Annotated in this window: 20 protein-coding genes; 15 read left to right on the forward strand and 5 right to left on the reverse strand. The window is 63.3% G+C overall.

Annotated features, from left to right (window positions below):
• The first annotated feature begins 184 nt into the window (after positions 1-184).
• From HPY44_18695 to HPY44_18705, 3 genes are all read left to right on the forward strand, one after another.
• The gene (locus HPY44_18695; protein NSW58038.1) at positions 185-400 is read left to right on the forward strand and encodes a hypothetical protein; all 216 of its coding nucleotides are present in this window, start codon (positions 185-187) and stop codon (positions 398-400) included.
• Between the two features lie 104 nt (positions 401-504).
• On the forward strand, positions 505-1,443 hold the full coding sequence (locus tag HPY44_18700) for a nucleoside hydrolase (protein ID NSW58039.1): 939 nt from the start codon (positions 505-507) through the stop codon (positions 1,441-1,443).
• A 24-nt stretch (positions 1,444-1,467) separates the two neighbouring features.
• Positions 1,468-2,322, forward strand: a complete 855-nt coding sequence (locus HPY44_18705; GenBank protein ID NSW58040.1) for an SMP-30/gluconolactonase/LRE family protein — start codon at positions 1,468-1,470, stop codon at positions 2,320-2,322.
• 157 nt (positions 2,323-2,479) lie between these two features.
• Here HPY44_18705 and HPY44_18710 read toward each other — a convergent pair whose 3' ends face one another.
• A complete protein-coding gene (locus tag HPY44_18710; GenBank protein ID NSW58041.1) occupies positions 2,480-3,910 on the reverse strand; it encodes a sulfatase-like hydrolase/transferase in 1,431 nt (476 codons plus the stop codon).
• 307 nt (positions 3,911-4,217) lie between these two features.
• Here HPY44_18710 and HPY44_18715 point away from each other — a divergent pair, with 307 nt between their 5' ends.
• The 5 genes from HPY44_18715 to HPY44_18735 all read left to right on the forward strand — a co-directional run bounded on the left by HPY44_18715 (position 4,218) and on the right by HPY44_18735 (position 10,871).
• The gene (locus HPY44_18715; GenBank protein NSW58042.1) at positions 4,218-4,433 is read left to right on the forward strand and encodes a hypothetical protein; all 216 of its coding nucleotides are present in this window, start codon (positions 4,218-4,220) and stop codon (positions 4,431-4,433) included.
• A gap of 160 nt (positions 4,434-4,593) precedes the next feature.
• Complete coding sequence (locus HPY44_18720) at positions 4,594-6,078, forward strand: zf-HC2 domain-containing protein (protein NSW58043.1); 1,485 nt, start codon at positions 4,594-4,596, stop codon at positions 6,076-6,078.
• A gap of 183 nt (positions 6,079-6,261) precedes the next feature.
• Complete coding sequence (locus HPY44_18725; protein NSW58044.1) at positions 6,262-7,263, forward strand: M20/M25/M40 family metallo-hydrolase; 1,002 nt, start codon at positions 6,262-6,264, stop codon at positions 7,261-7,263.
• Between the two features lie 19 nt (positions 7,264-7,282).
• Positions 7,283-8,344: a YjgP/YjgQ family permease gene (locus tag HPY44_18730; protein ID NSW58045.1), complete on the forward strand. Its 1,062-nt coding sequence runs from the start codon at positions 7,283-7,285 to the stop codon at positions 8,342-8,344.
• A gap of 475 nt (positions 8,345-8,819) precedes the next feature.
• The gene (locus tag HPY44_18735) at positions 8,820-10,871 is read left to right on the forward strand and encodes a hypothetical protein (protein ID NSW58046.1); all 2,052 of its coding nucleotides are present in this window, start codon (positions 8,820-8,822) and stop codon (positions 10,869-10,871) included.
• A gap of 70 nt (positions 10,872-10,941) precedes the next feature.
• Here HPY44_18735 and HPY44_18740 read toward each other — a convergent pair whose 3' ends face one another.
• The 4 genes from HPY44_18740 to HPY44_18755 form a co-directional block, all read right to left on the reverse strand.
• Positions 10,942-11,688 (reverse strand): carbon-nitrogen hydrolase family protein, encoded by a 747-nt coding sequence (locus HPY44_18740; protein ID NSW58047.1) that lies wholly within the window; start codon positions 11,686-11,688, stop codon positions 10,942-10,944.
• 143 nt (positions 11,689-11,831) lie between these two features.
• The gene (locus tag HPY44_18745) at positions 11,832-12,563 is read right to left on the reverse strand and encodes a CPBP family intramembrane metalloprotease (protein NSW58048.1); all 732 of its coding nucleotides are present in this window, start codon (positions 12,561-12,563) and stop codon (positions 11,832-11,834) included.
• Positions 12,560-13,588: a GHMP kinase gene (locus HPY44_18750; protein ID NSW58049.1), complete on the reverse strand. Its 1,029-nt coding sequence runs from the start codon at positions 13,586-13,588 to the stop codon at positions 12,560-12,562. Before HPY44_18750 ends, HPY44_18745 begins: the two co-directional genes overlap by 4 nt.
• Positions 13,589-13,697: 109 nt before the next feature.
• The gene (locus tag HPY44_18755) at positions 13,698-14,417 is read right to left on the reverse strand and encodes a hypothetical protein (protein NSW58050.1); all 720 of its coding nucleotides are present in this window, start codon (positions 14,415-14,417) and stop codon (positions 13,698-13,700) included.
• Positions 14,418-14,721: 304 nt separating this feature from the next.
• Between HPY44_18755 and HPY44_18760 the strand changes: the two genes are divergently transcribed.
• The 7 genes from HPY44_18760 to mraY all read left to right on the forward strand — a co-directional run bounded on the left by HPY44_18760 (position 14,722) and on the right by mraY (position 23,187).
• Positions 14,722-15,219: a hypothetical protein gene (locus tag HPY44_18760; protein ID NSW58051.1), complete on the forward strand. Its 498-nt coding sequence runs from the start codon at positions 14,722-14,724 to the stop codon at positions 15,217-15,219.
• On the forward strand, positions 15,176-16,144 hold the full coding sequence (gene rsmH / locus HPY44_18765) for a 16S rRNA (cytosine(1402)-N(4))-methyltransferase RsmH (GenBank protein ID NSW58052.1): 969 nt from the start codon (positions 15,176-15,178) through the stop codon (positions 16,142-16,144). The genes HPY44_18760 and rsmH overlap by 44 nt, the downstream gene beginning before the upstream one ends.
• A 476-nt stretch (positions 16,145-16,620) precedes the next feature.
• Positions 16,621-17,073 (forward strand): hypothetical protein, encoded by a 453-nt coding sequence (locus HPY44_18770; GenBank protein ID NSW58053.1) that lies wholly within the window; start codon positions 16,621-16,623, stop codon positions 17,071-17,073.
• A 92-nt stretch (positions 17,074-17,165) separates the two neighbouring features.
• Positions 17,166-19,121 (forward strand): penicillin-binding protein 2, encoded by a 1,956-nt coding sequence (locus HPY44_18775; GenBank protein ID NSW58054.1) that lies wholly within the window; start codon positions 17,166-17,168, stop codon positions 19,119-19,121.
• Between the two features lie 141 nt (positions 19,122-19,262).
• On the forward strand, positions 19,263-20,771 hold the full coding sequence (locus HPY44_18780; protein ID NSW58055.1) for a UDP-N-acetylmuramoyl-L-alanyl-D-glutamate--2,6-diaminopimelate ligase: 1,509 nt from the start codon (positions 19,263-19,265) through the stop codon (positions 20,769-20,771).
• Between the two features lie 69 nt (positions 20,772-20,840).
• Complete coding sequence (gene murF / locus HPY44_18785; GenBank protein NSW58056.1) at positions 20,841-22,214, forward strand: UDP-N-acetylmuramoyl-tripeptide--D-alanyl-D-alanine ligase; 1,374 nt, start codon at positions 20,841-20,843, stop codon at positions 22,212-22,214.
• Positions 22,207-23,187, forward strand: a complete 981-nt coding sequence (gene mraY / locus HPY44_18790) for a phospho-N-acetylmuramoyl-pentapeptide-transferase (protein NSW58057.1) — start codon at positions 22,207-22,209, stop codon at positions 23,185-23,187. The genes murF and mraY overlap by 8 nt, the downstream gene beginning before the upstream one ends.
• Positions 23,188-23,202: the final 15 nt, after the last annotated feature.

Consider the following 23,202-nt stretch of genomic DNA (forward strand, 5'->3'; position numbering starts at 1 on the left):
AATACACCGATTGACTTTTTCTCAAGATACTGTCTAGGATAGGTCAAGTAAGGCTCACGAATGGGTGAAGGGGCGCGATCCGGGTTCCAGTCTGACGTTGCTGGGCCTCGGACCCTCCCCATCGTTGGCTCGGGGGGCTTGCGTGTGGCCGTGTCGGGCCGGCCGCAAGGGAGGCTTGTCTGAAATGTCGCTCTGGTACCTGTTCCTGGATTGGCTGTCGTACAACCCCGGTCTCCATGGGATGGTGTTGATCGGGATCGGCATCATGTCGCTGGGACTTGTGCTCGGGCTCGCAGGTGGGCCCGCCAAGGGCTCTGGCGGCGTGATGTACGGGATGATGGGCGTTGGTGCCGCCCTGGCTGCGGGAGCGTATCTCGCGGCTAATTACTACTACTTCTGAACTGAGAAAAGCTCAGCCAGGAGGGTCTGCGCGGGGAGTTGGCGCAGGCCTGTTCTGGCGTCTTCGCGTTTGACCGTCGATGCGCCAGACCACGGGAGGCCATCATGCCTGACAAGCCCGTCCGCATCATCCTGGACACCGACATCGGCGGCGACATCGACGACCTGTATGCCCTGTATTTCGCGCTGTTTGACCCACGCATTGAGCTCCTTGCCGTGACCACGGCGTACGGCGACACCCAGTGGAAAGCGAAGCTGGTTGCCAAGGCTCTGCGAAAGGCAGGGCGAACGAACATCCCTATCGGCGCGGGGATAGGGGTGCCGCAGGCCCGGGTTGCGCTGGGCGAACTGGCCCCAGGCAGCCATATGGGCAAGGGCTACTGCACTTTCGTTACCGAACAAGACCCCGAGTTCAGCCGGGAGTTCCCGCCGGCGATCCAGGTAATGAAGCAAGTCCTGCGCGAGAGCGATGGACCGCTGGCCATCGTCTGCATTGGCGCGGCCAGCAATGTGGCCGAAGCAGTGCTCATGCCGGAGACAGACCTGCGAGCGAAGATCAGCCAGACCGCCTTGATGGCCGGCGAGACCCGGCGCATGTTCCGCGAGTACAACGTGGTATGCGATCCAGACGCATGTGAGATCGTGCTCAACTGCGGCATTCCCAGCTTTCTGGGGACCTTTGACGTTACCGCCCGGCTGCGACTGACCATGGACGACGTGCGCCGGGAGTTCGCGGACCAGACCAATCCCGTGTACGAAACCCTTGTCGCCTGCAGCGAGCTTTGGGGCCCCCATCGCGGACACAAGCAGGGGCCGGTATTGTACGATCTCGTGCCGCTCCTGTGGCTCGCGGACCCGGATTGCATCGCCACCTGCAAGTCAACGGTTCACGTGGAATTGCGCGGGACGTACACTCGCGGGATGACGGTGCGCACGGCGGAAGACGGCCTTGTAACAGAGTCCGTGGACATCGATGCGGCCGCGCGGATGGCCGAGGTCCTGAGCGTCCTGCACGCGGGCGCGAAGTCCGTGGCAACCGGGTAGAGACACCACACAGCGAGGCGGAAAATGACCCCTGAACTGATCGCGGACTATCAGTGCGTCTGTGGCGAGGGCCCGATGTGGCATCCCCTGGAGAAGCGGGTGTACTGGGTGGACATCCCGGCCGGCAAGCTATTCCGGTACGACCCGGCCACTGGGAAGCACGAGCAGTGCTATCAGGATGTGGCCATCGGAGGGTTCACGGTGCAAGCTGACGGCGCGCTCCTGCTCTTCATGGACAAGGGCATGGTGAAGATCTGGCGCGAGGGAAGTGTGGAGAGCATCCTGGACGGCTTGCCCGGGGAAGAGGACTCGCGGTTCAATGACGTGATCGCTGACCCCGAGGGCCGGGTGTTCTGTGGCACCATGGCGTCACCCAACCACCTGGGGCGGCTTTACCGGCTGGACCTGAACGGCACTATCACCCAATTGCTGGACGGCATCGGCTGCTCCAATGGGATGGGGTTCACGCCCGACCGCAAGCAGATGTATTACACGGATTCGCCGCTGCGAGAGATATCGGTCTTCGACTATGACCAGTCCACTGGGGAGATCACTAACCGCCAGGTCTTCGTGAAGACCGAGGGCGAAGGCGCACCGGACGGCATGACAGTGGATGCGGAAGGCTGTGTCTGGTCGGCGCGATGGGATGGCGGGTGCCTGGTGCGGTACTCGCCGGACGGGCAGGAGCTGCAGCGGGTGAGCTTCCCGGCGAAAAAGGTCTCCAGCGTGGTTTTCGGGGGCGAGGATTACACGGACATATACGTGACCACCGCCGGAGGAGACAACAAACCGGACGAGGGTGAAGGTGCCGGCGCGTTGTTTCGGGTGAATCTCGGCATAAGAGGCGTGCCGGAGTTCTTGTCGAGGGTGGGGTTATAGGCGGATCGATCGAAAGAACCCGGGGATTGTCATTTCTGCGCACCCGCCTGCGCGATGGGTGACTGTCCCCGGTTGCGAAAGTCGCTGCTGATTTGGATGACGAACAACTGGCGGGTGAGACGCCCGCCCCGCGCGGAGGGTAACCGGCCCCGCGCCCTCAGTAGTGGACGTCCGGCTCTCGGACCGGCAGTGGGTCCTGAGACCTGGCCAGGCGGTCCATGAGCAGCTCTTCCATCTCGCGCCGCCGGGGCAGGTAGCCCGGGTCCGCCCAGAGGTTGTGGAACTCCCCTGGGTCCTCGCGCAGGTCGTACAATTCCCCATGCGGATAGTCCACGTAGTGGATCAGCTTCCAGTCATCGGTCCGCACCCCGATCTGCCAGATCAGGTTCGGATCGAGACCCCGTGCCAGCAGGTCTGGGGCATGGCGCTCCTGCACCAGGACGGAGTCTCGGCCGCAATCGGGTGCGGATCCCGTGAGCATCGGCGCCAGCGAACGGCCCTGAACCCCGGCGGGTTGCGGTGCCCCACACAAATCGAGAATCGTGGGCATGATGTCCACGCCCTCGATTAGCCCGCGACTGCGCGCTCCGGCAAGACCGCCTGGAACCCGCCAGATCATGGGCACATTGATCACCTGGTCGAACAGGAATGGGCCATGGCGCCACTGGTAATGGTCATTGAGCGAAAGGCCGTGGTCCGCAGTGAAAAGGACGATGGTATTGTCCAGCACTCCCGCAGTCTCCAGGGCGCCCATGAGCCTCGCGAACTGCCGGTCGATGAAGGCGAGTTGGTCGTAGTAACTCGCCAGATAGCGCTGGAGCGTGGCATTATCAGGGTGGCGGTTACGCGCCAGGTAGCCTTCATAACATTCCCGGTAGAACGGTGGCTTCAGGTCCAGGTCCCCGGGGCGCATTTCGGGCACCGGCATGTCCGCGGGGTCGAACAAGCCCATGTAGTTTTCCGGCGGCGTGCAGGGCGGGCTGAGCTCGTGATATGAACAGGAGCAGAAGAAGGGTCTTCCTGCCGCCACCTGGCGCTGTATGAAATCGATGGCCTGGTCGGTGATCCACTGCAGGTCGTGGAGTTCCTCGGGCATGCGATCACGGGCGCGGGCACGCTGCTCGAGTTCCGGGCGGTTGTCGCGGATGAAATCGATGTACTCCTGCCCGATGTGGTTCTCGGACAGATGTACCTCCTGGAAACCGTAGTACGGCTCCCGCGACGTGTCGATGCGCGGCGACAGGCCTCCGAACTGCTGGACGTATGGTTGCTGGGGCTGGAAATGCACCTTCCCGCTGGCGCAGGTGGCGTAACCGTGCGCCCCGAGCACTTCGGGCAGGGTGGTCTCGGATCGGCGCAGGGGCACGCCATTGGCCCAGGTACCGTGGATATGGGGGTACCGCCCCGTGAATATCGAGCTTCGGGTGGGCATGCAGACGGAATGGGTGCAGAAGGCACGTTCGCAGATCACGCCCTGACTCGCAAAGGCATCTATCGCGGGTGTGCGGGCGATGGGGCTGCCCGCGCAGCCAAGGGCATCGGCGCGGTGGCCGTCGGTAATGAACATGAGAACATTGGGGGCGGGCATGAAGCAGGTCCTTTCCGCGAATGTCCAAGGTTCGAAAGCCGACGCATGTCCTGTCGCAGGTAATTTTCCCCCTAAGACTGCACGACCTTCTCGGATCTTGCGCAGATGGGGAGGTGCCTGAGAAGACTGCTGCGAACGGAATGTCATCCGGAGGTGCGCTATGCGCAGGCTTACCCTAATATCTCTCATATGCACCCTTGGCATGATGATTGCGGGGCAGTGTTGTTGGGCTCAAACGCCGGAGGGTGATCCAGGTCCGAAGGTGCCCATTGCCGGCCCGCCGCCGCCGGACGAGGGGCTCCCTCCATTGCCCGATGAAATGCGCCAGAAGGCGGCCCTGCAGATGATGGTCGTGGTAGTGGTGGCGCTTGTGGTCATCGTTCTCCTTCTGCACATTTTCGGCAAGCGAATGAAGCTCGCGACGCCACCGGCGACTCCCGAACAAGAGCTTACCGAAAGGGTCGACAGAGCGCTGCGGGAGCGTGATGCGAACTCCGGCGAGGGCGAGACGCGGGGCATGTGAACTGAGTTGTGGAAAAGTGGTGAGAAGCGAAACTCAACGGCACCGCGCGTGTCTATGAATCACGAGATCAGGGTAGCCGGTTGTTGGTGGCTTCTGGTCGGTGGACGCCGGTCTGCCGAATTGCCGGGCCAGACCGGGATTGGGGCGAAAGAGAGCAGAAATGTCGACCTGTCCACATCCGTATGACCTGCAGAGCCTGGTAGACGGCGCTCTGGGGCCGCGGGAACTACGCCAGGTTGTAGAGCATCTGGCCCAGTGCGAAGCCTGCTCCGCGCGGGTACGTGACTTGGAGCGCCTTCACGAATTGTTGCTCGAGCGCAGAGTCTCCGCGCCCGAGGGCCTTTTGGATCGCATACTGGACCTGTTGCGCACCGTGATCCCCGTCCGGAAGCTGACCTGCCGGCAGGCGCTGGAACTGGCCTCCCAGTACATCGATGATGAACTGAACGAACTGGAGCGCGAGACCCTCGAAGCCCACCTGTTCGCATGTGATGACTGTTTCTACGAGTATGTGACAATGCGCACGGCGGCGGAAGCCATGCGCAGTGCTCCCGCGGTTGTACCTGCCGAAGGCCTGAAGGACCGTATTCTGGCGGCAGTTGGTCAGGAAGCGGCCGGCCCGGCGCCTGCCCCTGCTGTGGTGGAGTTCCCGGCTTGGCGCGTGCGCAGGGTTCTCGCTCCGGCTGCAGCGATAGCGGCGGTTGCGCTGCTGACCTTCGGGGTCTTCATGGCAATGAACAGTCCCACGAGCGAACCCGCGGCCCATGTTGCGAGCGTCTCGGCGGTTCGTCCTGTGACGTCCGAGCCGATGCTTGATGCGACCGCCGACGAGAGCGCGGCACCCATCGAGACACGGGACGAAACCGGAGATGTGGCCGGTGAGGCCGCGCTTGCGGACGCAGGTACGGTCCCGGAGGATGAGGCTGCGGCCGAGGACAAGACGCAGGAAAGCGAAGGTCTGACCAGCGAAGCGCTTGATGCTGCCGAGAGCTCTCCGCGATATGCCGAGGTGCTGGAGGCGGCGGGTCATTCGGTGAGGGCCGCACGGACCGAGCGGCCCGTTTCCCGGACCACTCCGGAAAAGCCGCGACCGGCCGCGGGAACTACTCCGGCGCCGACAAGCCGCCCTGTTCGGGTTATCGAGCCGCCCGAGATCGCCATGGTTCCGCCTGCTGGTGAGCACCGGGGCGCGGGTCTGCGCACCTCGGAGCGCACCGCGCGGCGCACGGTGAGCCGGGGCAGTGAAGCCGGGGTCGGTGGCGAGATGCCCGCGCCGCCCATGCCTGTAGATATGGGCACCGGAGTGGCCGCTATCCGTCCGCTCCCGCCGTCCGGTGGATCCCCCACGACCCTTCGACCGGGCGCTGAAGGAATGCTGGCCACGGCCCACCCGCTGACACGTCCCGCGCAGCGCCCGGTCATTGCAGCGCGGCCCGCTGAAGAGCGGTACGAGGAGACGCCCGAGAGCGCCCTGGCGCATCGTAGTCTTGTGGCGACAGTGGGAACTTCCAGTCGCACCGTCTACAGCGCCCGTGACACGGAAGAAGTGGGAGCGCGGCTGCGCGAGAGCAGCGAGAAGATCAACCGCGAGATCAGCCGGGATCGGCGCGCAACCTCTGCGCCTGGTGTTGACCTGGACGAGTAGCGGCGGCAAAATAGCTGTACCCACGGCGCCTTCGACGGTTTGCGGTCGAGGGCGCCGTTTCATTTGTGCCGCCGGAGCAGGGAACCCGCGCGGGCTCCGGCAAGTCCACATTCCAGCGAATGGTCACGGGGGCCGTCCTTGCGCCGATCCGGGGCCGGTATGCGATGCATTTCGAGGTCGCCCATGAGCAAGCCACGTCTCGCCGCGCTTTTTCTTATTGCCCTCGGCGTACTGGCCGGATGCACCACCTGCGGCGGCGGCAGTTCCGCAGTGACACCTCCCCCTCCACCTCCTGTGGAGCGCCCCGAGTTCGACCGCAGCCTGGCGTTCTCGGCCCTGACCGCCCAGTGCGATTTCGGGCCGCGCGAACCCGGGTCGCAGGGTCACGAGGACTGCAGGGCGTGGCTCGTGCAACAACTCACCGCAGTTGCTGACAGTGTCGTGACCCAGGACTTCACGTCGCGCACACCCATGGGAGGGCCGTATCAGTTTCAGAACATCCTGGGCCTGTTCGGGACGGGCCAGCCAGGAAGTCCGCTGCTTCTCGGGGCACACTGGGACACCCGTCCGGTGGCTGACCAGGACCCAAACCCCGCAAACCGGAACACCCCGATCCTCGGAGCGAACGATGGCGCCTCCGGCGTGGCAGTGCTGCTGGAACTGGGCCGGCTGATGAAGCACCAACCCCCCCCGCGCCCGGTGATTGTCGCGTTCTTCGACGCCGAGGATTCCGGCGTCGGCGGAACCACGACTTTCCCTCATCAAGGGTTCTGCATTGGTTCGGAATACCTGGCATCTCACTGGCCCGCAAACGTCGCGCGGCCCGGCGAGATGATCCTGCTGGATATCGTGGGTACCGACCAGCTCAACAACCCCCGCCTCCAGAAAGACGGGAGCACGGGCGGGCCGGAGTTCAGGCTGGAAGGCAACTCCTTGCGGTCCAATCCCTCGCTGGTGAACGCCATCTGGTCGGCGGCGGAACAGCGGGGGCACAAGGCCTTCAAGCGCGTGACCGGCCAGACGATTACCGACGACCATGTGCCCTTCATCAACCGGGGCATCCCGGCGGTGGACATCATCCATTTCGTGCCGGCGGAGTGGCATACGGTGGACGACACTCCGGAGCACTGCTCGGCAGACACACTATACCAGGTGGGAGACACGCTTGTTGATGTGATCTGGTAGGCATACGTGGGCGTGAACCATGAAGCTCATTGACCGATACATCCTGGGCGAAATGGTGGGGCCGGCGCTTGCCGCGCTGGCGGCTTTCGTGGTGCTCATCACCGGGCATGTACTGTACACCGTGGTCGATGTAGTCGCCGGCAAGGGTGTGCCTGTGGCGAGTATTGTCAAGTTCGCTGCCCTGAAGGCCCCGGATGCGGCGATTCTTGCCATGCCGGTAGCGGCGCTTCTGGGGTGCTCGCTGGCCCTGAACCGCCTGGCTTCGGACCATGAACTGATCCCCATGCTCACTTCGGGTATCAGCGGCGTGCGGCTCATGGCCCCGGCGCTCGTGCTTGGGGTTGTGGCAACCTGTGCGTCTTTCGCGCTGAAAGAGTATGCAGTACCCCGCGCGGACCAGGAAGCTCAGCGTCTGATGAGCTCGATCCTCGTCCAGCAGAAGACCCTGGCGTTCAAGCCCGGGCAGTTCGTGGAAGCCGGTAACCAGTGGATATTCGTTGCGCAGGATGTAGATAATGACCGGGACACGCTCAAGGGCCTGCTGGGGTTCATGAAGCGGCCGGACCAGCCGCCCTGGGTGGTGTATGCCCCGGAAGCGAGATTCTCGGGCAGGCGGCTGGTGGCCAACAACGCCCGGTTCCACGGCGTCACCTGGCCTGACTCGCTGGACTCCCTGTCGGGTGACCTGGATGTGGACCTGACGGAAGTCAGCGGGGCGTCGTTCAGCGGAGAACGCATGGAAAACCGCAGCCTTCGGCGTCTGCTGGAACTGCGGCGGCAGGTCGCCGCAGGTGGACCGACTGCAACCCGGGAATATGACCTGGAGATTCACGGGCGGCTCTCGCTGATTTCGGCCTGCCTCGTATTCTCGCTGCTGGCAGCGCCGGTTGCGCTGCGGTTCGGTAGAGGTCAGAGTCTGGCAGGGGTCTTGTCGACGCTTATTGTCGCTTTCGTTTACTATGTGGTGATGATGGGGATGCGTATTCTCGGCGGCAACGGCGTCTTGCCGGTGCCTTTGGCTGCGTGGGCCGAGAATGCCGTGGTGCTGGTTCTGTCCCTGTGGGGGATGCGACGCTTTTGATGATGCCGGGTCAGACTTCCGCGCTGCTCACCCGGGTCTCGCCGCGACTCGCCGCCCCCGTTCGTCTGCCGCGATAGATGTCGTTCACATCCTCGGGGATCATCGCACTCGCTTCGGCACTTCGCTGCACGACCCGAGCCCACGTGTTTGATTGGTGCGCATGTCAGGGTCTCTCGGCAGGGCAATCCGGGTGGGGCTGCTTTTGGTCGCGTCTCTGGACGCGGCTTGCGGCATATGCTGGTCGCAGGACGAGCCGGGGCAGGCTCCGCCTCCGATCCAACGCCTCCCGGAGTTGACACCGGACGAGGGGGATGGCTCTCCGCCGCCTGCAGGCCCTGACGGCAGGCCTCCTTCTCCCAATGCTCCGCTGCCCGGATTGCCCCCACAAGCGGGGCAGTCCGTCGCTTCCCCGACGGATGGCTCGCTGCAGCCGCCTCCCGGGGACGGGTTCAATTTCCGCGCGGACAAGGCCCGGATGGAGCGGGACGGCACCCGCATCCAGGGCAATGTAGAAATCGTCGGCAAGGACTTCCGGGCCACGGCGGATACCGCGGTCATTGACGCCGACCAGATATGGGTCGAACTCACCGGCAAGGTGGTTGTCGGCTCGGAGCATATGCGCACCACCGCAACCAGCGTGGCGATCAATGTCGAGACCAATGACTGGCGGGTGAAAAGCGGGCGGACCGAGATACGGCCAGGGTTCTTCGACGGCACGGTTGCCGAACCAATCTACGTCAGTGCGGCGGAGATCGAGACCCCCCCAGACCGCGACATCATCGAGGCTTTCGGCGCAATGGCCACAAGCTGCAACAAGCTCCATCCCCACTTCGGGCTCCAGTCAGACTACGTCCGAGTGGTCCCGGACCAGAAGATACTCTTCCGCAAGCCCGCGCTTTACGTCTCAGGCAACCGCGTGTTCAAGTACCCCTTCGACCTGGTGTTGTCCCTCAAACGCAAGGACAACCGGCTGATCCCGGTCATCGGCGAAAACACAGTAGAGGGCAAGTTCGCCAAGTTCGCCTACTCGTACCTGATGAACGAAGCGAATAATGGCATCCTGCGGCTGCACCTGACGGAGAGGCGAGGCACCGGCTACGGCGTGGATCATTTCGTGGATACTAAAGACCACACCGCAGAGGTGGTTTTCTTCATCGAGCCCAGTGAAGATGCCCTGGTGTCGCGGGTGAGCCACCGATGGCAGATCGACGACACGTACACCTGGGACCTCCGCTCCAATCTTCAGGAGAATAGCGGGTACTACGGAACCTCGGAGACGCTCTCCAACGACTGGAGCCTCACGCGGCGCGAGCCGGGAGCGGACACCACCCTCGGCGTGCGACATTCGATGAACTCCAGCAGCAGTTTTCGGTCCCGGCGGCTCGACGGCAGCCTGTCACACCGACAGCAGAACGGCCCGAACACGAGCTGGGATTTCCGTGCGAACCTCCAGGAAAACCGCCGTTCGGCGTCGGATCCGCTGGACAAGGAGTTCACCTATGCCTTCGAGTTCCAGAACCGGCGGGAGAAGTACGATTGGAGCTTCCTGATGGACGATCGGTTCGACACAGACCGTGACAGCTACACCGGCGATGACACTTACCGCTCGCTGAATCGCCTGCCGGAACTGCGCTTGCGGACGGACACGGATCGGTTGAAAGGGTGGAAGCCGTTGGGGCGAGTCTCCACCCGGGCGAGCTTCGAAGTGGCACATTATACGCAAGACCCCGATGATATTGAGGTCAGCCGGGCAGCGGCGAAACTGGATTTCGGCGGCTCCACACGCAGGCTCACCGGCGACACCACGATTCGCACCGCCGGACGGTATTACCAAGCCTTCTACGATGAGGGCAGCGCGGCGTATCTCGCGGCTATTGACACCGAAATCCGGCAAAATGATGGGAAGCGCTGGACCGCACGCTACCGGTTCAACTGGGCGGCTCCTCAGGGGTACTCACCGCTGCGTCTGGACTACTGGGGGCGTAACCGGGATGCCAGTTTCCAGCTCACCCATGTGGCGCCGAACCGGTCACGACTTGATTTCAGCACCGGCTATGACGCAGTCCTGGACCGCTGGCGCACGGCGCTGGTGCAGTACGAACTGATGACCTCGCGCAACTCAAAGCTGTCGCTGGATACCGGGTACGACATCGAGCAGTCCGAATGGCGCGATCTGCAGGCGAGGTGGGTATTGGTCGAGCCGCGGCGGCTTTACCTTGGGCTGGGGGCGCAGTATGACATTGAGGACGGCAAGCTGAAGCAGGGGAGCATCGACCTGGACTGGGACATCGACAGGCGAACGCAGCTTGAATTCCTTGGGCGCTACAGCGGCTTCACCCACAAGATCGACCAGATGGACGTCCGCCTTACGCGGGACCTGCATTGCTGGCAGGGCTCGATCTCGTACAGCGAACCGGATGGCGAGTGGCAGATCAACCTGGGCATCAAGGCCTTCCCGTCACTGCAGGCTAACTTTGGCAGCACGCGTGGAGCCCAGTTCCAGAGCGGCTCGGGGAGTTATTACTAAGGCGAACCGGCGTTGTCACGGTGTGGCGAGAAGGAAACTGGAGACCGTCATTCCGGCGCGGGTTCCGGCGCTACGCGATGTCCACGATCAGCACCTCCGGCTCGCGGTCTGCGGCCAGGGCCACTATCTCCCCGTGGGCGTTTGAGACCACGCTGCATCCACCAAATGTGTATCCCGTCCATGGCCCGTGGCCGATGATCCCTACGCAGTCCGTCCCCACCACCGGGCAACCCACTCGCAGCGCTGCATTCGTCACGACTTCAGCCAGCTTCTCGGAATGTTCCGGCCACTGGTGGGGTTCAGCAGCCCAGCCGTACGGGACCAGGAGAAGGTCGGGTTTGAGCGATGCCATCCGATCCAGGACAGGGGAGAGAAATGTATCTGCGCAGATGAGCAAGCCCACTGTGCCGAACTCGGTTTCCGCCACCTGGATGTCGGCGATGCTGCCGCGGGTGTAGGGCGGCGTCAAAAGGTGGGTGAGGGTGTTGATCTTCCGGTGCTTCAGGATGATCTCGCCCTCGGGTGAGACAAGGACCGCGCTGTCGTACAGGTCGGCGCCGGACTTCTCCGCAAGCCCTGCACAGATGAACATGGAAAGCTCGCGGGCGCGCTCAGCGAGGTGATCAGTCCAGGCGCCGGGGATTGCGGGAGCGCGGTGGTAGGCGTCCGGGTTTACCCAGCCCAGAAATGCGGTTTCGGGGAAACACGCAAGGCGCGCGCCTGCCGCATGGGCCTGGATGAGCGCGCGATCCATGCGGTGCATGTTGCCCTCAAGGTCACTGGGGAGGCATAGGATCTGGCAGACGGCGGCTATCATGGCAGGCTTCCGTTTGGGCGTATCGGATATGGGACGGCGACGGCGGTCTCATCCCCGCGTTCCGTGGCCGGAACGCTTCCTCATCTCCCTCGCCGCGATGGCGGTTGGGATGATGGGGGAGCTACGACACACGCCGCGCCTCATCAGCGCAGGGGCCACAGGACGACGAGCACATCCATGGACGTCGCCACCAGCCAGTGCAGGAGCCACGTGCCCACGAAGGAGCGGCCGCGGTAGGCCATGAGGCCGAGGGCGATGCCGCAAATGATGGATGACCAGGCCTCCGCTTCAATCTTCGGATAGTGCATCATCGCGAAGGGAATGGTCTGCACCAGGATGGCGGTGCCCGGCCCCAGTCGTGGCGCCAGGGCGAACAGCATGAACCCGCGGAAGAACCACTCCCACGCGAAGAAATAGACCAGCCATCCGCCTGCGGACAAGAGCAGGTAGCCTGCGTGAATCCGGGCCAGGCTGAACCGCGGGTAGTACATGGCGAATCCGGGGTCGCGGGAGACGAGAATAATCAGCGGAGCCATCCCGACAAAGAAGACAGCGAAATAGCGCCCCCACGTGGAAAAGTCGCCCCACTGCAGGCCGTAGCGCGTCAGCGGCTCTTTCCAGCCAAAGCGGATGATGAGGGCCGGGACGCAGAACAGCACCAGGAAGTTGACGCCGAACCAGACGAACAGGCCCCAGTCAGCGTCCATGTTGCGCGGGCGGCCGTGGAAGAAGACGAGGCTCAGTCCGACCGCGGCGTAAAACAGGCACACGGCCTCGCGCGCCTGGTCGGCATCGCGGAGCAGGCCAAGGCGCGCGAGGAGGGGTTCGCGTGGTGTTGGCCGGTCGACGGGAACCTGCGGCGGGTCCTGGCTCATGGGGCCTGCCAGACCTCCAGACCCCGGAAGTCAAACCCGAAGCTGATGATGCGGCCGCCGGCGGCTTCGAGGGCCCGGGAAACTGCGGCTTCGGCGTCATCCGCGCACAAGAATAGCAGACAGCCTCCACCGCCCGCTCCGCAGACCTTTGCAGCCACCGCACCGGCGTTGATGCCCGCGTCGCGCAATGCCTGGAGACGCTCGGTGACCACGCCGGGGGCGAGCATTGACCGGGCCTGCCATTCCTCTTCGAGTAGCTCACCCAGCCACGCGATATCTGCGCCGATCAGAGCGCGACGGATGTCCATGGCAACGCGCTTCACCGTGCGTAAGGCTCCGCAGACCACAGGGTCATTGGACTCATAGGCGGAGATCATGCGCTGATTCGTGTCTCCGCTCAGACGCGACTGCCCCGAATAGCACAGCAGCAGGTGCTTGTGGAGTTCCAGGCGTACTTCAGGCCGCAACTCCAGGGGCTCCACGATCACCCGGTGCTCATCGTAGAACTCCATGTAGTTGAAGCCGCCCACTGCCGCCGCGTACTGGTCCTGCTTCCCACCGACGATGCCCAGATCGTGCTCGAGATTGCAGGCCATTTCGGCGATCTCAAAGCGGCTCAGGCACTGGCGGCGATTGTCTGTTGCCGATGCCTTGAGCCGGTCCAGCAGGCCCAGCAGCGCCACGCCCACCGATGCCGACGAGCCCGTGCCGGAACCTGGAGGCGCGTCGCAGCGTACGTTCACGCAGATCCCGCCCGGCAAGTCCAGGGCGCGAATGGCAGCCTTTAGCAAGTCCAGATTGCCGTCATACTCAAGCTCGCGGATGTTCGCGGCCTCGACGAACTGTTCGAGGTCCTGGGAGACGATCCGGAAGCCGTTGCCCTCGCAGCGTGTGAGGGAGCAGTAGGCATAGCGATCGATTGCGGCGCTCACCACCGCGCCGCCCTCGCGCTTGCGGAAGGAGGGCAGGTCCGTGGTGCCGCCTGCGAAGTCGATTCGTGTGGGTGCGCGGGCGCGTATTGGCATCGATCCGATCTCCTGAATTGCTCCGGCAATGGGTTGCAGAGGGGGCAGATTGCCTTCGTCCTCTCGACCCGTGGAGATCCCCAACATTCCGTGGGAAATCCGGGGACCACTACTTGAGCTTGTATGTCAGGCCGATCCACTGGGTCCGGTCTGAATTGGGGACTGTGTTTCCATACCACAGACGGTAGCCGACGCCAATGCGTTCGCTGGCCTGGTAATCCACGTTGACGTCCCAGGAGTAGCGGAAGCGGTCTTCGCGCAGGCGCACGCTTCCCAGGGCGCCGTATTCGCCCTTGGGCCCGGTCCGCACCTTCCACTGGCTGCCGATTTGCTTCTCGAAGCCGACCTCGAAGCCGATGTCGCCCACCCAGCTCTCGCCGGTCTGGATGTCTTTGCTCACGCCCGCAGTGGCCTCGAAGAAGCCGTAACGCCTTTTCTGGCGGAATCCGGCGGCGACAAGCGTGTGGACGCTGTCGAGGCTGTGGTCGCCCTCAGTCTGGATCAGGTAAACCGGGGACCACTTGCGCAGGACTTTGCCGTAATCCGTGTCCAGCAGGCGCGTGCCTGTGCGCAGGCGGTCCAGTTTGGCCGTATCGCTCTTGGAGTAGTCGGAATCGAGAGTGAATTGGAAAGTGCGGTCCCACATCTCGCGGTCCCAGCCTCCGTCGAGGCTCCATGATAGCGTGGTATTGGTGTCTCCGCCGCCTTTGGTCTCGGTGGCGCTGAGAAGGATCTGGAACTTGCTGGTGTTCCAGTCCGCCTGGGAAATTGCCGCTACGGCCATGAGCGCGAAAGACAATTTGGCGGTTCGCAGTGCCCCGTTGCTCATGCAATTCCTCCCTGCTTTCGGCTGCTCCGACGACACCAGTTCGCCCCGCGCATCGGAGGGACCTTCCCGGTGAGATGTGTGGGAGGGGGGCCTGGCTTCCGGGGAGACGTGGGAACTGACTCCAAGAATTGTTGCTTGCACCACACAATATCCCGTGCAGATTTGAGCTAAAGAACTAATCCGCTGTATTTTGCTTGATTTTGCTTGACAGCTACCCCGAACTGCGCTACTATGCAGGGGTACGGGGCTGGGCAGATTGCTCAGGAGCCGTCGGCAGAGGGAGAAACCACAGGGAGGAAAAGCGGTGTCTGAGCCCGTCGGGGCGTTCTCGCGGAAACTGGACACCAATTGGCGGGTAGCGATGCCCGAGCCGCTGCTAGACATCTACCCCCGTAAGCTCGTCCTCTGCCGTGGCTTCGACCGATCGATCCGCATCTATCGGACGGACAAGTGGGAGAAGTTCGAGGCTGAACTGCAGAAGCTCAACTTGAACAATCCCAAGCACGCCAAGTACGCCCGTTTCTTTCGCTCAATGGCCCAGACCATCCAGCTTGACACGAACAACCGCTTCCGCTTTTCGGACCCCCTGATGCAATGGGCCGGTCTCGGGGAGAACAACCGGAACGTGGTGATCTACGACGCGGGCGAGTACCTCGAGTGCTGGGAAGAGGAATGGTGGATCCAGTTCAGTCGCGCGGAGGCCGAGGAGATCAAAGAACTGGCGCAGGAGATATACGGGGGTGCGCCGGCCACCTCCCATGAGCAGGGAATCGATCCGACACAAGCCGGTCCTGGTCAGTGAGGTCCTGCGGCACCTTCAGCCGCAGCCGGGCAAGACGATCCTTGACCTGACGCTCGGATCGGGCGGGCACGCCAAGCACATCCTGGAGCATGGTGCGGCTGTCATCGGTGTTGACCGGGACAGGGAAGCGCTGGAGAGGGCTCGGGGAGTGCTGGCCGAGTACGGCGATCGAGTGACGTATGTGTGGGGGAGGATGTCACAGGCGAGGGAGTTGTTGGGGGGGCTCGGGATTTCCTCGGTGGATGGTTGCCTGATCGACGTGGGAATCTCGATGGATCAGATGTTTGATATGGACCGCGGGTTCAGCGCAGCGAGTACGACGTCGCTGGACATGAGGCAGGATAGATCAGAAGCAGGGTCGTTGACGGCGTACAGGATTGTGAATGAGTACCTTGAAAGCAGCCTCAACCGAGTACTGTCCGTCGTTGGGCGAGGGCGGGAGGCACGCGCGGTGGCAAGGCGCATCGTGCGAGCGCGGCAAAAACGCCCCATCCAGTCCACGGCGCAGCTGGCAGAGGTAATCACCTCGGCGATGGGGCCCGCGGCCAAACCGATGGATGCCGCGCGGTACCTGAAAGCGATTCTTGATGAGGTGAATCAGACGCTCCCCGAACTGCGCCAGGGCATTGAGGCGGCCGTACACCTCCTCCGAACAACCGGCATGGCTAACCTGGTCGTCTTGACCTGGAACAGTAGTGAGCACCGCGTGTCGCGCCAGGCGTTGAGACAGCTCGAGAAGCCATGCGTGTGCCCCCCGGCTCTCGCCGTGTGTTCCTGCGGGAGGAAGCCTTTGGTGCGGATTACCACTCCCAAGCTGGTGAGTCCCACTGAGGAGGAGATTCGAGAGAATCCCGCTGCACGTTCGGCGAGACTCTATGCCGCTGTGCGTCTGGAGGAGCCAGACGAAGAAGCCCGGCAGGGGTAGACGTTCTCCCAACAGGAAGAACGGTCAACACGGCCTACGCGACAGGACGGTACGCGACTTCAGTTTTCCGGGGGAGTTTTAGCGCAACCCCCTCGGGAGCCACGAGGAACGGGCGACGACCGTACACGAAGCAATGGCCGCACTATAACATCGCAGCCCATCATCGCAGCCGACGCAAACCCAACACTGCAGAAAATGTAGCACATCGAAGCTCAGACGGTCAAGCGCCCAAGGAACGCAGCCCATCATCGTAGCCCCGACCGAACCCTATATTGCACGACAGTCGTTCGCCCGTTCCTCCACACAATGCGCTGACAGGCAGCAGAGACCGATCCGCGCAGTCGGGGACATTGCCAAATCCGACAACAGCAATCCACGAGACGTGCCTTGAATAGACATGATGCTTGGGCCGCGGCGACATCCGTCGAGGACTCGCCGAACTGGAAGGCACTGTCGAGACTGGGGGTCCGGAGGGCATGGCCGGGATAACCATCGAGTTTGACGATCGCAGGCATGGCGGGGAGTCGAAGCTGTCCGGGTACCTCTGGGACATTGTGGCGCTGTGCATCGCCGGGCTTGCCCTGGGCTACCTGTTGCTGATGTCTCGGGCAGTCTGTCTTGATGAGCAGCTCTGCGAGATGGAGCGAGAGATCACCCAGCTTGAGGGCCAGCTTGTGCTGGCAAAGCAGGAACTATACAGTGTACTGACGCCCCAGGCGCTGGGTATCGATCCGGACGCGGTGCAGGCCAGTCGTTCACCCGAAGACAGTGAGCCGGTGGTCACGCCGCCATTGCCACCTGTGGAGCCCTCGGTGATGCTGAGTGTAGCGGGTGGCGATGCTCCTGAACTTGGCGGTCCCGCGCTGGCTCGCAGCGATGGTCACGAAATTCGAACAGACCCGGAGAGAATTGCCCGGACGGGGCAATGAGAAAACGCGGCGCGCCACGGCGCGCCGTTTTCGCCGCAAGAGGGTAGCCTGCCGTGGACAGGCGCCGTTCGGTAGAGGGAGGGAGGGGCGCCGTGACTGCTTCGCGCGATATGTCCCGTCGGGCGCGGGCCATGCTCGCGGCCCTCGGCTGCGCATGCCTCATACTGTTCCTCCGCGTCGCGCACATCCAGACTTACGCTCGCAGTTTTTACATCGAAAATGCCCGGCATCCCGGGACGTCCACGCAGGTGCTTGACGGGGCCCGTGGACGCATCACAGATCGGCATCTGTACCCACTTGCGCAGACCGTGGCTTTCGTGCGCGTGGAGGCCTCCCCGAAAGCGATTCGTGAACGGACGCTGAAGGCTCGCGAGGTCAAGTCCGAGCAGGTCCCGCAGGTTGACCTGCAGCGTGTCGGCAGTATCCGGCAAGCGGCACAGGTGATTGCGGCGACGCTAGGGCTGGATGAGCGCGAGGTGCTCCGGAAGCTGTGCGAGCCCAAGGTCCGGATGGTTGAGGACAAGGAACGCCCTGGCAAGAGAAGGAAAGTTGTGGAAACCTATCAGGCGGCTGAGCACGTGGTGATCGCGCAGCAAGTGCGCCCGGAGCATGTCCAGAAACTGCGCGAGACCTTATCCGCTCTCAAATTCGGCGGCCTGTCGTACCGACCCATCACTCGGCGGTACTACCCAGCGGGTCCCCTGTGCGCAAATGCCCTTGGTTACTGTCGGATTCCGGATGACCCGCTCTCACCGGCTCTCCCTGCAAAGGGCATCGAGCTCCTGTACGCCAGTGTCACCGCAGGGCAAAGCGTGGCGATTCGGCAGCCTTTCGATGCCTGGGGCCGGCGCATCATGCGGCGAGACATGGGCGAGAGACCCCGGGCGCTGCCGGGCAAAGACCTCGTGCTCACCATCGACATGGGCACCCAGGAGATCGTGGAAGAAGAGCTCAACCGTTGCTGTGAGCTGCGGGATCCCGTTGGCGCCAACGTAACTGTGATCGGGGTGCAGACGGGCGAAATCCTGGCCATCTCATGCCGCCCCAATTTCGACCCCAATGACTTGAAGCCCCACGTGGTCAAAGCAGAGCCAGGCAGGAAGCCGCCCGATCCGTTGGAACATACGCGCAATCGCATCACGAACCTACCGATGGACCCCGGCAGCACTTTCAAGATCCTGACGGTGGCCGCGGCGCTTGAGGCCGGGGTAATCAGCGAGCACTCGGTGCTCCACTGCTCAGGCACCCGGCAGGTCGGTGGGCACCCGCTTGGTTGCTGGGGCAAGTATCGGCATCAGGGTCATGGTGCGCAGACTCCTGCTCAGGTGCTGGCGAACTCATGCAATCTGGCGGCTGCCGAGATTGCGCTGCGGCTTGATCCGGAATGGTTCTGCGAGTTCCTTAGGCGTTGCGGGATCGGTCAGGTGCCCCATTCGGGACTGGCTGAGGAGCACCCGGGGAAGCTGCGCAACCCCAAGACGATGCGGGAACGCGACATCGCCTGTCTTGGGTTTGGTCAGGGGGTTCAGGTGTCAGACCTGCAGCTTGCGGTTGCGGTGTCGGCGATCCTGAACGACGGGATCATGGTTCAACCCCACGTGGTGCGGTCCATCTACGACAGCGCACGAGGCGTCCGGTACCCGGTTGAGCCAAAGGCGGTCCGGCGCGTGTGCAGCCCGCGCACATCCCGCCTTGTGCGCGAGATGATGCGATATGTAGTGGATAAAGGCACAGGGAAGAAGGCAGCGATCGATGGCGTGGCGGTGGGCGGCAAGACGGCAACCGCCCAGATATGGGACCCCGATGCGGGCCGATGGATGGACGGGCCGCGCGACTACGTGATGGCGTTCATGCTCGCAGCGCCAGTGGATCGCAAGCCGGACTTCCTCATTCTCGTGACAGTTGAGCGGCCAAAGGTGGGAGAACACGGTTCGGAAGTCGCAGCACCCATCGCAAGACGGATCGCCGAGCACCTGTTGCGGCAACCGGAATTGTTCACGCCGTCGGATCAAACTGAGAGCCCGGATCCGGATCGTCCCCCGGTGTGATAACCAGCCAGGCCGTGGCCCCGATGATTACGGACGGGCGACGAGGCGAGTACGAAGGAAGTGGAACGAATGATTGATGCGCACTGGCTCACGGGATCGGAGATGGTACTGCCCTTCATCCAGCGACGCACTCTGTGCCCCATGACAGCACGTACTTCCGGGCAGACGCCGCGACGCCTGGCTGAGCTGGTGCCGGGACTGGGACTGCAGATAAAGCTGCCATCGGACCCGGTGATTACCGGAATCACGGCAGATTCGCGCGAGACGCGGCCCGGAGACCTGTTCGTGGCGATTCGGGGGTTCGCGACCGACGGGCACAGGTTCGTGGGCGAGGCGGTGGTGAAGGGCGCCGTCGCGGTGGTCCTTGAAGACGAGGCTTACGCGCCTGTGGGCGCACCGGGGTTACCGGTGATCGTGGTGCCTAACTCTCGCAAAGCCGCCGGGCAACTGGCCGCAGAGTTCTACGGGCACCCATCCCACAAGCTGTGTCTCGTCGGCGTGACCGGGACCAATGGAAAGACCACGGTCTCACTGCTGATGGACAGCATATTCCGGGCCTGCGGGCACAAGACCGGGGTCGTGGGCACCCTCGGACGAAGCGTGGCTGGGGAGTGGCGTGGTGGAGAGCGTACCACGCCGGACGCGATCGAGCTTCAGCGGCTGCTGGCCGAGATGCATCAGTGCGGCGTCACGCACGTATCGATGGAAGTATCCTCACACGCCCTGGACCTTGACAGGGTTGTCAGGTGCAGGTTTGCCGGCGGGATCTTTACCAATCTTACTCAGGATCACCTTGACTACCACGTAAGTTTGGATGAGTATCTGCAGGCAAAGTTGCGCTTGTTCACGGCCTGCGCCGATGAGTCCGATCCCCGGCATCCGATGGTGGCCGCGATCAACGCGGACGACCCGGCGGGCCGGCAGGTGGCCCAGGCCGCCCGGGCCCGGGTGATTATGTATGGCACCAACGGCGGCAGCGAAGTCCGGGCGCGCAGTATCAGCCTTGGGCCGAACGGGTCCCAGTTTGAGTTGCTGATCGGGCGCAAGGCAGCTGCCGTCGAGCTGAAGATGCCCGGGCATTTCAACGTGTACAATGCGCTGGCGGCAGCCGCATGCGCCTACGGATTGGGCGTCGAAATGGGGGACATCATCGCCGGCCTGGAAGCTTTGGAGGCGGTTCCGGGCAGGTTCGAGCGGGTCTCGGGAGCGCGGGATTACGCGGTCATCGTGGACTACGCCCACACACCGATGGCTCTCGACAATATTCTCAGGGCCGCGCGGAACATCGGTCCAAAGCGCATCATCTGTGTAATGGGCTGCGGGGGCGACCGCGACAGGGGCAAACGGCCGAAGATGGGCAAGGTGTCCGCGGATCTTGCGGACATCACAATTGTGACCAGCGATAACCCGCGGTCCGAAGACCCACTGGCGATCATCGAGGACATCAAAGGCGGTCTCACCGGTGGGACCTACGAAGTGGTGCCGGATCGCAGGGAAGCTATCTTCAGGGCGGTTGAGCTTGCCGAACCTGGAGATATAGTGGTTATTGCAGGTAAGGGCCATGAAACTTATCAAGAGTTCGCCGATCACCGTATTGACTTTGATGACCGGATTGTGGCAAGAGAGGCTATCGAGGCGCGGGAGGCGTAAAGCTCCGCGGCACCCCGCGGCTCAAGCCGGGATGTGCCGACTGTTCGTAGAACGCGTGGGACGAGACCGATGACCCCCCACTCACTCCAGCAGATAGCAGATGCGTGCAAGGGCGTACTGCTTGACGCAGACCCCGAAACCAAAGTCAGGAACGTGACCACCGACACCCGCGAGCTCGTCGCGGGTGACCTTTTCGTCGCGCTCGTGGGCGAGAAGCACAACGGCCATGACTACGTGGCCCGTGCGATGGAGTTGGGCGCGGTGGCCGCAGTGGTGAGTCGCAGCAACGAACTCGCCTCCCCGCGGATCGTGGTGGAGGATACGCTCCGGGCATACGGAGAGATCGGTGGTCTGGCGCGAAATGACGCGACCGCAACGGTGATCGCCATCACCGGTTCTGCGGGGAAGACTACCACGAAGGACATGACGGGCACCATTGCCCATCTTGCGGGACCGTCCCTGGTGACGCCAGCCACTGAGAATAATGAGGTGGGCGTCCCAAGGCTTCTGCTCAGACTGACGCCCGAACACCGTTACTGTGTGGCCGAGCTTGCCATGCGCGGCCCGGGGGAGATCGGGTACCTGGCACGCATTTGCAGGCCTCACATCGGGGTCATCACCAACATTGGCGATGCCCATGTGGGGCGCCTGGGAAGCCGGGAGGCAATTGCACAGGCGAAGGGTGAACTGCTGGCGGCGCTGCAGCCGGACGGCGTTGCGGTACTCAATGCGGATGACTTTTTCTATGGGCTATACACCCAACTCGCGCCGTGCAAAGTCTTCTCTTTCGGACTGGGAGATGCGCGGGATTCGGAACTGCATGTCACGGCGACCGATGTGCGCGCGCAGGGAGTAGAACCGGCGCGGTTTCGGCTGGTGTTGGGAGACGCGTCTTTCCCGGTTGCACTTCGGGTGCCGGGGATACACAATGTGCGCAATGCTCTGGCATCCGCCGCAGCCGCGCTGGCGGCGGGGATCGAAGCAGGCACGATCGTGGCGGGCCTGGAGGACTACGAGGGGTCGCGGATGAGGTCGCAGGTAGTCAAGGCCCCGAGTGGACTGACGATCATCAACGACGCCTACAATGCAAGCCCGCTGTCTACGCCGCAGGCGCTGGATATGCTGGGCCAGTGCAGTGGCCGGCGCGTGTTCGTGTTCGGCGACATGCTAGAGCTGGGTGTGGAATCCGAGGCCGCCCACCGGGAGATCGGCAGGTTGGCGGCAAGACGCGGGGTGGACTGGCTCATCACGGTTGGACCGGATGCGGCCTTCGCGGCGCAGGAGGCAGACCTGGCGGGCGTGCAAGCGAACACGGTCGAGACCGTGGAGGAAGCACTAGAACTTCTCCGCGGTGCGTTGGAACCTGGTGACACGGTGTTGGTCAAGGCTTCGCGCGGGATGGCGCTGGAACGCATTGTCGAGGGGCTGCTTGCCGATGTCTGATTGGATGCTGGCTGCGGGAGCCTTCATCCTGGCCGCCGCGTTAAGCTCTTGGGCCACCTTGCTCATGCTGCCGTGGCTGCGGCGGGTGTGCGCCGGACAGCATGTGCGTGAGGACGTGCCGGACACCCATCTGGAGAAGGCCGGCACCCCCTCCATGGGCGGCATACCGATGCTGCTCGGAACGCTACTGGCGGCTCTCATTTTCCTGGCCGTGGGCGACTGCCTGACGGTTCAGTTCTGGGCCTGCGCACTGCTTGTGGTGGGTTTTGCACTGGTCGGTCTTGCAGATGACGTCCGGAAACTCGGGAATGTGAAATCCAAAGGCATCCTGGCGCGGTACCGTATCCTCGCGGAGATCCTGATCGCCGCCGGGTTCCTGTACTTGCTTCAGATGCGGGGCGAAGCGCCGGAGAATCCATGGTGGATGGGCAGTGCAACGTGGCCGGTTGGGGTCGCGTTGGCGTTCCGGTTGTTCGTCATCCTGGGGTCCGGCAACGCCCTCAATCTCACGGACGGGCTGGACGGGCTGGCCGCAGGGCTTACCGCCATTGCGTCCGTCGCGCTGGGCGCGATGTGCCTTTGGATGGGTTCGCTGGAGCTTGCAGTCTGGACGATGGCCGTGGGTGGGGGAGCAGCGGGGTTCCTGCTACTCAACTCCAAACCCGCGAGCGTCTGGATGGGTGACGTGGGTAGCCTCGGACTGGGGGCGGCGCTGTCGTCGACTGCGGTGAGCGCCGGCATCGAGATCTTCTACGCCATCGCCGGGCTGGTCTTCGTGGCCGAGGCCGGGTCGGTGATTCTCCAGGTCATCAGCTTCAAATCCACCGGCAAGCGGATCTTCAAGATGTCGCCGCTGCATCATCACTTCGAACTGTGCGGAATGAAGGAGCAGGCGGTCGTGAGCCGATTCTGGCTGGCAGGCATTGTCTTCGGGGCGATCGCGGTGGGCGTGTTCGTGTTGGCCAGAGGATGAGGACCGTAGTGAATA

The organism is Armatimonadota bacterium (assembly GCA_013314775.1).
Classification (GTDB): domain Bacteria; phylum Armatimonadota; class Zipacnadia; order Zipacnadales; family JABUFB01; genus JABUFB01.